Source organism: Paracoccus sp. M683, assembly GCF_007096355.1.
GTDB lineage: Bacteria > Pseudomonadota > Alphaproteobacteria > Rhodobacterales > Rhodobacteraceae > Paracoccus.
The window spans coordinates 1-10539 of the sequence record NZ_VKDF01000030.1 but is presented as its reverse complement, the minus strand read 5'-3'; the positions used below and the strand labels follow the sequence as shown (position 1 = coordinate 10539).

Here is a 10539-nt window from a genome sequence, read left to right as displayed (position 1 = left end):
TAGTCGAACAAATCGTTCAGATGGTCAGAGCCGTCAAAGCGCAGCAGCGCCAGCGTATCGGCACCAAGCGCGGTGGTCAGGCGGCCAAGGCGTTCGGTCTGCTGAAAGGGGGCGTTCAAAAAGGGCCTCCGATTGCAATTGTGAATACACTATATGGATCTATCTATAACTTTTCCATGACAGCATGAACAGACAGGTTATGCGCAGTCCGCGGCGCAAGGCGCAGCAACAGGCCCCTTGACCGACACCAGTTCCTCGGGCCCTTTGCGCATTCGGCCTCGGGGCCTGGTCCCGTCGAACCGACGGCGATTGCCAACCATCGCGGATTGGTTGGGTGCAGGTCCTAGGTCGCGTCCTTTTTCATGATCCATTCGACCTCTGGCGCGGCGACAAAGCGCCAGTTCCGGCGCGGCCCCGCCATGACGTTCAGATAACACAGCTCGAACCCATAGGGCGCGCCGCAGGGGTGATGGCCGCGCGGGACGCAGACCACATCGCCATCCTTGACTGCCATCACCTGATCAAGCGAACCGTCGTCGGTATAGACCCTTTGCACGGCCCATCCATCCCTGGGGTTCAGGCGGTGGTAGTAGGTTTCTTCCAGATAGGTGATGCGGGGAAAGTCGTCCTCGTCATGGCGATGGCTGGGATAGCTGGACCAATGGCCAGCCGGGGTGAACACCTCGGTCACCAGCAGGCTGTCGGCATAGTCCTGATCCTCCATGGCGATATTGTTGATATGGCGGGTGTTGGTGCCCTTACCCCGCGCCGTCAGGGTGATGCCATCGGGGCCGATGCGCCGCGCCGGATGACCACCCCGACCGGGCGCGGCGCAAACGGCGACCACGCAATCGGTTTCGGCAATGACGGCCCATTCCTGCCCGTTCGGAACGTAAAGACAATGCGGCGGCTTCTTTTCGAACACATCCATCCGCTCGCCGAGAACACCCCAGTCCTGGCCGCAGGCGCGAAAGGCGGCCTTGCCCTCGACCATGACCAGAATGACCTCGTTCCCGGCAGTGGCCTCGGCTGCGGATTCGCCCGCCCGCAGCCGATAAAGCGAAAAGCCGACATAGCGCCAGCCGGCATCGGCGGGCGTGATCTGGTGAGCCTTGCCGTGATGGCCGAAGGGTTTGCGCAAAAGATCTGACATGGCGTCCCCTCAGTTCACGACGGCCTGACGGGCAGCCTGGACCAGATAGCGGGCATAGGCGGCGCGCAGCTTGTCTGTCCCGCCCTGCTGCGGCACGGCGACATCCCACCAATGGCCCGCGCCCGCCCGGCCATTTTGGGGTGCCAGCGCATCCCCGGCCGTGGCGCGGCTGCCGATACCACCAGTTCCGATGATGGGCACGGCGGCCGCGGTCACGATGGTCCGTTACAGAACCTCCGAAGCCGTCAGACTTAGACAAGACCTCGCAGCTTCTGGAACTCGTGCAGCATCGGGCCAAGCTTGCCACAATAATCCGGGTCCTTCGCCGAATATTCATCCACGACTTCCAGCGAGTATCGGCGCAGATTTTCCAGCGCATCGTCGTCAAGCTGGGTCAGCTCGCCGCCCATCTCATCGACGAATTTCTGGGCATAGGTCATATCGCGATACAGGAAATGCGCGCTGGCCTGGGCCGAGGTGGCGCGGACGACCTCGTTGAAGATCGCCTGAACCTCGGGGCTGATCTTGCTCCAGGTGTCCAGTCCGACGATGACCTCTCCGTTCAGATGGCCGACCAGATCGGGGCGAACGATATATTTGTTCACCTCTTGCAGGTTCATCCCCCAGCCGGTCGAGGTCGAGCCCCAATGTGCCCCATCGACCACGCCGGTTTGCAGGCCCTGATACAGTTCTGCCCCTGGTATCGACACAGGCGTCGCGCCCATCTTGACAAAGACATCGGCAGCCGGCCCGGTCGAGCGCACCTTCCAGCCGGCGAAATCGGCGGTCGTGCGCAGCGGACGGTTCGAATAAAGCGCCAGTCCCGCATAGGACACTGGCCCGGCCTGATAGATTCCCTGCGCGGCATAGGCTTCACGGATGATCTCCAACGCGCCCATTTCATACATGAAGGCGTCCATTTCCTCGTGCCTGTCCCACATGCCGATAAAGCCGTTCAGATGGGCCGCGGCGGGAATGCGGCCGATCCAGTAGGCGGGATAGATGAAGGCGCTTTCCAGCAGGCCCCGGCGCACGGCATCCAAAGCCTCGCCGGTGCGGACAAGGCCGTCATTCTGGACCGGAGTGATCGTCAGCTCGCCACCCGTCGCCTCGGTTATGCGGTTGCAGAATTTGACAAAGACGTCTTCGTAATACCAGTTCCCGGTCGGCCAGTGGGTCTGCATCCGCCAGGTGGTGGTGCCCTGGGCGATGGCAGGCGGCGCGGCCAGGGTGGCGGTGGCCAAGGCGGCGGTCGTGCCGGTCAGGAAATGGCGGCGCGATGGCGTTATACGTTTCTGGTTCATCTTCGGTCTCCTCTCTCTGTTGTCTGGCGGGGCGCGGTCAGGCGCCGGTCGTTGCGGTGATTAACTGCGGGAAGGCAAAGATCAGCGCGCCGACGCCCAGCATCAGCAGCAGGAACGGCAGCACGGCCGCATAGATCTGCGTGATCGGGGTCTTGGGACTGAGGGTTTTCAGGTAGAACAGGTTATAGCCGAAGGGCGGCGAGATATAGCCGATGCACAGGTTCAACTGGAACAGGATGCAGAACCAGATCGGGTCAAAGCCAAGCTGGACCACGATCGGAAAGAAGATCGGCAACACCAGCAGGATGATCCCCACCGGATCAAGGAACATCCCCAGGATCAGTGTGATCAGTTGCATCAACAGGATGGTGATCCAGGGCGAGGAACTGAGGCCGGTCAGCATCTGCTGCATGAAGGCTGTGCCGCCGCCGCTGCCATAGATCGAGGTAAAGGCGGTGGCGCCGAATACGATCCAGATCACCATGCCGGTGACCGAGGCGGTGGTATAGCTGACCTCTTTGATATAGTGCCAGTTCAATTCGCCCCGCAGCGCGACCGACAGGGTGACGGCGGCGGCGCCAATGGCGGCTGCTTCGGTCGGGGTGGCGATGCCCTGGAAGATCGAGACCAGCACCGACAGGATGATCAGCACCGGCAGGATCACCGATTTCAGCGAGGCCAGTCTTTCGCGCAGCGGCGGCGTCTGGCCAAGGGTCGGCGCCAGATTCGGGCGCATCCGGCTGCGGATCGCCACATAGGCCAGAAAGACGGCCAGAGCGATCAGCCCGGCCACCATGCCGCCCAGAAACAGCCGCCCGATGGATTGCCCGGTCTGCATCCCGATCAGGATCAGCGTGATCGAGGGCGGGATCAGGATGCCCAATGTGCCCGATGCGCCGATGGTGCCCAGCACGAATTTGCGGTCATAACCACGCTGATCCATCGCCGGAATGCCCACCATACCGGTGGTAATGGTCGAGGCCGCGCAACTGCCAGTCATCGCCGACAGCGTGGCAGCAAAGCCCGAGGTGCCCAGCAGCAGCCCGCCCGGCATCCGACCCGACCACAGGTAGAAGGCATGATACAGATCGCTGGCAATCCTGGATTTGGCCAGCGCCACACCGATGAACGTGAACAGCGGGATCGCTGACAGCAGGATCGACCACATGCCGCCAAAGGCTGCCGAAACGATGGAATACATGCCGTTCGGGCCAAAGATCAGATAGCCGAAGATTACGGCGGTGCCGCCCATGGCGAAGGATAGCGAGACACCGCAGATGATGGCGATCAGCAACATGCCGAACATGCCATAGGTCAGGATTTCAGGCGTCATTGGTAATAATCTCCTGGGCCGCACCGACGGTGCTGGTGGCCTCGGCGTCGGTTGGCGAGATCAGGTAAAGCACGGACTTGATTGCTTCATTGATGCCCTGAAGGGTGATCATCAGACTGCCAAGGAACAGCGCCAGCTTGGGCGGCCACATCGCGTGGCGCAGGGCGCTGTCATCGACCTCGGCCCATCGCCAGGCGTCCAGAAAGAAGCGCCAGCCCTCGATGGTCAGCACCAGGCCCCACAGGATCAAAAAGGCATAGTTGAGAAGGTCCAGAACGGCGTTGCGGCGCGAGGGTCCGGGCGTCAGCAGGATATCGACCCGAACGTGATCGCGCTGGATCAGGGTATAGGCACCGATCAGGATGAAGTAGGATCCGAAGATGCGCTGCGTATAACCATGCGCCCAAACCGTCGGCTGACCGAAGACATAGCGCGCGACGACCTCATAGCACAGCACCGCGATGCCGGCCCAGATCAGAAAGCTGACACCCTGACCGATCAGCCGGTTCATCTGGTCGATGGCGCGGGTCAATCGGCTGATCATTCTTTGTCCCCCTTTTCGGCTCGTTCGATGATGTCCAGCGCGCGGATGGCAAAGCGTTCGGCCAGCGGGGCGAGGTTTGCGGCTTCGCTGGATGCAGCATTGCCGCTGCGGGCGCGGTCGGCGACGCCGACAAAAATCGCCGCAAAGCGGAACATGGCGAAGGCGCGGTGGAACGGCGTCAGCGGCATGTCGGTGATGGCGTGGGCCTGATATTCGGCGACGAACTCGTCCAGCGTGGGAATGCCGGCGGCGGCCCAATCGGTGCCCAGAATGCCGCCATATTCGTCGGGGGCGCTGTCCCATGGCATCACGCAGAACCCCAGATCGGCCATCGGGTGACCCAGGGTCGACAGCTCCCAATCCAGAATGGCGATGACGCGCGGCTCGGTCGGGTGGAACATCATGTTGCCAATGCGGAAATCACCATGGCTGATCGCCACCGCGCCATCATCGGCGGGCGCGTGCTGCATGATCCAGTCGGTCAGCTGATCCAGCGCGGGGATACGCGGGCCCGTGGATTCCCGGCATTGGCGCGACCAGCGGGCGATCTGGCGGTCGAAGTAATTGCCGGGCTTGCCGTAATCGGACAGGCCGATCTTTTCGGGCCGGACGGCATGCAGCCGCGCCAGCGTGCGCGCGGTGTCCAGATACATCTGGCGCCGGTCATCAGGACGGACACCTTGCAGCGAACAGTCGGAAAAGACCCGGCCATCCAGCCAGTCCATCAGGTAGAAGCAGCGGCCCAGAATGGTCTCGTCTTCCTCCAGCCAGCGCACGACGGGCACCGGCACGCCGGTCGGGCCAAGGGCCTGCATGACACGGTATTCGCGTTCGATCGCATGGGCGCCGGGCAGCAATTCGCCGGGCGGCTTGATGCGCAGGACAAAACGGTCACCGCCGAAGGTCACGCGGTAGGTCGGGTTCGACTGCCCGCCCGAGATTTGCGACACCATCAGCCCTGACTGGCCAGGCAGCTTGTCGGTCAGCCAGACCTCCAGCGCGGCAATATCAAGATCATTGCTCATCGGTCATCTCCTTCGCCTTTTGGCGCCATGCGAATTTCTGAACCTTGCCGGTCACCGTGCGGGCCAGCGCCCCCGGAATGAATTTCTTCGGGCGCCTGAAGCCGGCAAGGCTGGCGCGACAGAACGGATCCGGCGCAAGCAGTTCGGGCCGGTTGGGCAGGATCAGCGAGAGAACATCGCCTTTTCCGACACCTGGCCCGCACAGCCCATGGGCCATGCGGCGCACAAGCTGGCCAAATTCGGGATAGGCCAGCCGTGTCAGCGCTTCATGATTTGTGGCGCAGGGCGCCAGATATGGCTCATTGAACATGCTTCCCTCCTCCCTGAAGCGAGTGTTCCGGCGGCGTCAGTCCGGGCTGACCGGCCATGTCCAGAAACCGTCAGGAGCGTCCGAGAGAAGCCGGCTCAGCACCATCTGATGCACCTCATCCGCGCCATCGACCAAGCGCGCCTGACGGGCATAGCGATAGATCCATTCCAGCACCGTATCGGTGGAATAGCCGCGCGCGCCGTTGATCTGGATCGCGGTATCGGCGGCCTTGTGCAGCAGATTGGCAACGTGGATCTTCGCCATCGAGACCTCTTTGCGGGCGAAATCGCCTTGGTCCAGCGCCCATGCGGCCTTCATCACCAGAAGGCGGCCGATCTCGATCCCCATGGCCAGATCGCCCATCTTGATCTGGGTGCTTTCGCGGTCGGCCAGACGGATGCCGAAACCCATGCGGTTCTCGGCATAGTCGCGGGCAATCTCGGTGCAGCGCTTGGCCAGACCCAGCCAGCGCATGCAGTGGGTAAGCCGCGCCGGGCCAAGCCGCATCTGGGTCAGCTTCAGCCCCTGCCCCTCGCCCAGCAGAATGCGATCAGCGGGCAGTTCCATCCCGTCATAGACGATCTCGCAATGGCCGCCATGTTCCTCGGGGCCCATGATCGGGATGCGGCGTTCGATATGCCAGCCGGGCTCATCCCGGTGATGCAGGAAGGCCGTCAGCCCGTTGCGCGGATCGTCCGAGGTGCGAGCCATGACGATGAAATGGCTGGCATCCTCGGCGCCGGTGATGAACCATTTGCGGCCATGCAGCACATAGCGGTCGCCGCGCTTTTCCGCCCGCGTCTGCATCATGCCGGGGTCCGAGCCAGCGCCGGGGCTGGGTTCGGTCATCGCAAAGGCCGAACTGACCTCGCCCGACACGATGGGGGCCAGCCAGCGGTCTTTTTGTGTCGCGGTCGCGGCCTTTTCCAAGACCAGCATATTACCGTCATCGGGCGCCGCCGAGTTGAACACGACCGGGCCAAAGATCGAGCGGCTCATTTCCTCATAGCAAACCGCCATGCCGACCTTGCCAAGCCCCTGCCCCCCCGTATCTTTGGAAAGTTGCAAGCACCACAGGCCCTGATCACGCGCCTGCTGTCGCAGATCATTCAGCGCCGTGCGGCCAATATTGCCGTGTTCGTCCCACAGGCTGCGATCGGCTTCGACCGGCAGGATGCGGGCGTCGACGAAATCGGCGATGCGGGCGCGGTAATCCTCGATCTCGGGAGAAATGGTGAAGTCCATAGTCGCCTCCTACAGCGATGAGACAAGATGGCCGCCATCGACGGCGATATCGACGCCGGTCATGAAGCGGCCCATATCGGACAGCAGCAGTAAAAGCGCGCCGTCCAGATCCTGCGGCTGGCCAAGCCGGCGCTGCGGCACGCGGCCGATTAGCGCCTGCCCCTTGTCGGTCGCGAAGAAATCGCGGTTCAGTTCGGTTTCGATATAGCCGGGGCTCAGCGCGTTCACGCGGATGCCATGGCGTGCCCATTCCAGCGCCAGCGCGCGGGTCAGTTGCAGCACCGCGCCCTTGGAGGCCGCATAGGCCGCGACATGGCCCGACACGCGCGACCCGAGGATCGAGGCGATATTGACGATGGACCCGCCGCGCCCGGCATCGCGCATCGCCGCAGCCGTGGCGCGGGCGACGTGAAACACGCCTTTGACATTGGTGTCGATCACCTGATCCAGCGTATCGGCATCCAGATCCAGCGCCGCGCAGCTATGCGACACGCCGGCATTGTTGACGACCAGATCGAAGACCTGCCCCCGCAGCGCACCAGCCACCGCATCGGCCGAACTGACATCCAGCGCCAGCGGCGTGGCCTGATGACCCTGGTCGCGCAGGTCGGCGCACAGCGCCTCGACCCGGTCGATCCGCCGTGCCGCCGCCACGACATGCGCCCCCTGCACCGCCAGCACTTTTGCGAAATGCGACCCCAGCCCGGATGAGGCACCCGTGACCAAGGCCATGCGGCCGGCGATGCCGGGCCATGAATTGGTTTCGTGTTCAGCTTGGGTCACAGCGTCAATCCTCCTATCGAGCGCTCGCTCAATTTTTATGCGCAGGACAGCATCAACTTGTCAAGCGAGCGTTCGTTCTATAAATTGCGGCGAAAGGTTCCAAACGCACTGTCAGAGAACCGATACCAAGCTGATTGTCGCGATGGTCACCGAAGAGAGGGGCAGCGAAAATGTTGGAATTAAAGGGACATACAAGCGACGATTTATGCCGTTCGATGCTGGAACGCCATGCTGATGTGATCTCGGTCCAGAAGCCCGTCGTTGCGTTAAAAAAGCTGAAAATCATCATCTCGGCAGCGCTGAAACTGTCGAACAGCAAGGGATTTCAGGCGATGTCCCTGCGCGACCTGTCGAAAGAATCAGGCGTGTCGATGGGCGGCCTCTACGCCTATTTCGACAGCAAGACGACGCTTCTGAACATGATCCTGACCGAAGTCACCGGGGCGGTAGACCGCGTTCTGGGCAATCCGCCGCCCGAAGTGGTCAGCGATCCGATCGAACATCTGAAATGGTTGATCGAGGCGCATATCCGACTGACCGAAGAGATGCAGCCATGGTTCAGCTTTGCCTTCATGGAGGCGAAGAATTTTCCTGCCAAAGAACGCAGCTGGGCCGTCGATAGCGAGGAGCTGACCGAGGCGCTGTTCGCCGACGTCACCGCCCGCGCCATCGCCGATGGTCGCTTTCGTCCGGGCGTGACACCCCTGCTGCCGACGATGATCAAGCCGCTTCTGCAAGACTGGTATGTCAAGCGCGCCAAATACCGCCGCCGCAAGGTGTCGGTCGAAGATTACATCGCGGCGGTGCAAGAGATGGTCCTGACCACCTGCTTGCCCGTCGATCAGCTCGCCGCCCTGGCGGCCAGGTGATTTCCCGAATCCTTTCCTGAAGATCAAGGAGCCGTTTTCATGGCAGAACATCCGGAAGGTCAGATGACATGTATTGCCATTACCGAGCCGGGGCCGCCCACGGTTCTCGTGCCGGAACAGCGCGCAATACCCCGCCCCAGCCCCGGCGAGGTGGTCATCCGCGTCGCGGCCGCCGGCGTAAATTACCCTGACGTGCTTCAGCGGCAAGGTCGCTATGCCGTGCCGCCAGACGCAAGTGATCTGCCGGGACTGGAGGTAGCGGGAACGGTTGCTGCGATTGGCCGCGATGTCAGAAATCTGAAGATTGGCGATGCCGTTTGCGCCCTGACGCATGGCGGGGGCTATGCCGAGTATTGCCGCGCCCCGATCGAGCAATGCCTGCCCATCCCCGCCGATATCACCATGTCCGAAGCCGCGACCCTGCCAGAGGTCTATTTCACGATCTGGTTCAATCTGGCGATTCAGGGCGATCTGCTGAACGCCCGGCGGCTGCTGGTCCATGGCGGCAGCGGCGGCATCGGAAGCGCTGCGATCCAGCTTGCCTCGGCCCTGGGCATAGAGGTCTTCACGACCGCATCCAGTGAGAAGGATTGCGCATTCTGCCGCGCACTTGGCGCTTCGGTGGCGATCAATTATCGCGAGGAGGATTTCGTAACCGTCGTGATGGAAAAGACAGATGGCCAGGGCGTCGATCTGATCCTGGACATCGTCGGAGGCGATTATATTCAGCGCAATATCGACTGCCTTGCGCAGAAAGGCCGCCTGGTGAACCTGTATTATCTTCAGGGCAGCAAGGTCGCGGTCGATATGATGCCTGTCCTTGTCAAGAACCTTGTCCTGACCGGGTCTCTGCTGCGACCTCAGCCGCTGGCGGTGAAGGCGGCGATCGGCGCGGGTCTGGTCGACAAGGTCTGGCCGCTTTTCGAAAGCGGCAAGATCAAGCCCGTGGTCAACGAGCGGTTTCCGCTGGAGGATGCCGCTGAAGCCCATGCCCTGATGGAAGACCGCAAGCACTCGGGCAAGATCGTGCTGGAAACCGCCTATGGGCGCGGCTTGCAGAATAAGGCTTGAGGCCGGCGAGAGAAGGTCAGCGACGCAGAAACGCCAGCAGATACTTGTTGATGGTCGCGGCCCTTGTCCGTGCCAGGTGGCAGAGGGATCAGGCTGCCGGGTTCCATGCCCACGGTCAGCGCGCCGTTCGTATTGGTGCCGGTCAACCCGCCCGCAGAGCCATTCGGATCGGTGATGAAGCCGGTGAACAGCGCCGCTACCTTGGCCTTGACCAGTGCGGCATCCTCGAACTGGTCCAACTCGTGCAGGCGCAGCAGTACTGGGGCGAGCCAAGTGATCCCGCGCAACTGGCCAGCCGCCAGCGGTTTGAACAGGTGCAGGCAATCGGTGGCGGGGATGCGCAATGGGTCCAGCCGCAGCAAAGTCAGCGGATCGCCGGGCCGGTCGCGCATCACCCAATAGGCAGTGCGCTGCCCAGCGCCATTGAACTCGATGCCAGCACGGATGCGCGCGCCGCCGCCGATGTCGCGATGGAGGTCCAACGGCACCTGGCCCCGATCCAGCAGGTCGATGTGCAGGGGAACGGCGGTCGCATCCGGCACCAAACGCAGCCGGGCGAAGCTTTCGCCGCCCTCGATCATCGCCCGCACGGCCATGGCCTGCAATCCGTAGAAATCGGCCAGTCCGCCGGGATCGGCATGATCAGTCCAGCGCAGCCAAAGCACCTGAAGCCGTTCGCGCACCTGCCGGTCGGGAAGGGTGGATTGCGGCTTGATCCCCGCGTCGACGACATTGCCGAAGCGCCGACCGACCACGAGGAGCGCGCGACCCAGGGTAATCCACCCCGTTGTTAAGGGGATGCGGAAGTAGAATTTTCTCGGCAGGATGGACGAGGAGATTCCGATGAAGAAGAGCCGTTTCACCGAAGCCCAGATCATGGGCGTGCTGCGCCAGGCGGAGGG

12 protein-coding genes are annotated in these 10539 nt (G+C 62.5%); 2 read left to right on the top strand and 10 right to left on the bottom strand.

The window, feature by feature from the left end; all coding sequences use genetic code 11:
• Positions 1–343: 343 nt before the first annotated feature.
• Genes iolB through FNJ84_RS21010 form a run of 9 tightly spaced genes read right to left on the bottom strand, consistent with a single transcriptional unit; the run spans position 344 to position 7697 of the window.
• Positions 344–1153, bottom strand: a complete 810-nt coding sequence (gene iolB / locus FNJ84_RS21050; RefSeq protein ID WP_143795172.1) for a 5-deoxy-glucuronate isomerase — start codon at positions 1151–1153, stop codon at positions 344–346.
• A 9-nt stretch (positions 1154–1162) separates the two neighbouring features.
• Positions 1163–1369 (bottom strand): hypothetical protein, encoded by a 207-nt coding sequence (locus FNJ84_RS21045; protein ID WP_143795171.1) that lies wholly within the window; start codon positions 1367–1369, stop codon positions 1163–1165.
• Between the two features lie 35 nt (positions 1370–1404).
• Positions 1405–2457: a TRAP transporter substrate-binding protein gene (locus FNJ84_RS21040; RefSeq protein WP_143795175.1), complete on the bottom strand. Its 1053-nt coding sequence runs from the start codon at positions 2455–2457 to the stop codon at positions 1405–1407.
• 37 nt (positions 2458–2494) lie between these two features.
• Positions 2495–3790, bottom strand: coding sequence for a TRAP transporter large permease subunit (locus FNJ84_RS21035; protein ID WP_143795170.1), 1296 nt, complete (start codon positions 3788–3790; stop codon positions 2495–2497).
• Complete coding sequence (locus FNJ84_RS21030; RefSeq protein ID WP_143795169.1) at positions 3780–4334, bottom strand: TRAP transporter small permease subunit; 555 nt, start codon at positions 4332–4334, stop codon at positions 3780–3782. The genes FNJ84_RS21035 and FNJ84_RS21030 overlap by 11 nt, the downstream gene beginning before the upstream one ends.
• Positions 4331–5359, bottom strand: a complete 1029-nt coding sequence (locus FNJ84_RS21025) for a phosphotransferase family protein (RefSeq protein WP_143795168.1) — start codon at positions 5357–5359, stop codon at positions 4331–4333. Before FNJ84_RS21025 ends, FNJ84_RS21030 begins: the two co-directional genes overlap by 4 nt.
• On the bottom strand, positions 5349–5669 hold the full coding sequence (locus FNJ84_RS22110; protein WP_185968633.1) for a hypothetical protein: 321 nt from the start codon (positions 5667–5669) through the stop codon (positions 5349–5351). Before FNJ84_RS22110 ends, FNJ84_RS21025 begins: the two co-directional genes overlap by 11 nt.
• Positions 5670–5705: 36 nt before the next feature.
• Positions 5706–6914, bottom strand: coding sequence for an acyl-CoA dehydrogenase family protein (locus FNJ84_RS21015; protein ID WP_143795167.1), 1209 nt, complete (start codon positions 6912–6914; stop codon positions 5706–5708).
• A 9-nt stretch (positions 6915–6923) separates the two neighbouring features.
• Positions 6924–7697, bottom strand: coding sequence for an SDR family NAD(P)-dependent oxidoreductase (locus FNJ84_RS21010; protein WP_255471366.1), 774 nt, complete (start codon positions 7695–7697; stop codon positions 6924–6926).
• A gap of 215 nt (positions 7698–7912) precedes the next feature.
• Here FNJ84_RS21010 and FNJ84_RS21005 point away from each other — a divergent pair, with 215 nt between their 5' ends.
• Positions 7913–8566, top strand: coding sequence for a TetR/AcrR family transcriptional regulator (locus FNJ84_RS21005; protein ID WP_143795166.1), 654 nt, complete (start codon positions 7913–7915; stop codon positions 8564–8566).
• A gap of 39 nt (positions 8567–8605) precedes the next feature.
• Positions 8606–9637 (top strand): NAD(P)H-quinone oxidoreductase, encoded by a 1032-nt coding sequence (locus tag FNJ84_RS21000; protein ID WP_185968632.1) that lies wholly within the window; start codon positions 8606–8608, stop codon positions 9635–9637.
• On the opposite strand, the gene FNJ84_RS20995 is transcribed toward FNJ84_RS21000, so the two are convergent.
• Positions 9607–10539: phage portal protein (locus FNJ84_RS20995; protein WP_255471365.1), on the bottom strand; the 933-nt coding region annotated here is incomplete at its 5' end. The genes FNJ84_RS21000 and FNJ84_RS20995 overlap by 31 nt on opposite strands.

Bases quoted from the DNA above. Each gene is read 5' to 3' on its own strand.
- iolB (WP_143795172.1), bottom strand. From the start codon at position 1,153: ATGTCAGATCTTTTGCGCAAACCCTTCGGCCATCACGGCAAGGCTCAC.
- FNJ84_RS21040 (WP_143795175.1), bottom strand. From the start codon at position 2,457: ATGAACCAGAAACGTATAACGCCATCGCGCCGCCATTTCCTGACCGGC.
- FNJ84_RS21035 (WP_143795170.1), bottom strand. From the start codon at position 3,790: ATGACGCCTGAAATCCTGACCTATGGCATGTTCGGCATGTTGCTGATC.
- FNJ84_RS21030 (WP_143795169.1), bottom strand. From the start codon at position 4,334: ATGATCAGCCGATTGACCCGCGCCATCGACCAGATGAACCGGCTGATC.
- FNJ84_RS21025 (WP_143795168.1), bottom strand. From the start codon at position 5,359: ATGAGCAATGATCTTGATATTGCCGCGCTGGAGGTCTGGCTGACCGAC.
- FNJ84_RS22110 (WP_185968633.1), bottom strand. From the start codon at position 5,669: ATGTTCAATGAGCCATATCTGGCGCCCTGCGCCACAAATCATGAAGCG.
- FNJ84_RS21015 (WP_143795167.1), bottom strand. From the start codon at position 6,914: ATGGACTTCACCATTTCTCCCGAGATCGAGGATTACCGCGCCCGCATC.
- FNJ84_RS21005 (WP_143795166.1), top strand. From the start codon at position 7,913: ATGCTGGAACGCCATGCTGATGTGATCTCGGTCCAGAAGCCCGTCGTT.
- FNJ84_RS21000 (WP_185968632.1), top strand. From the start codon at position 8,606: ATGGCAGAACATCCGGAAGGTCAGATGACATGTATTGCCATTACCGAG.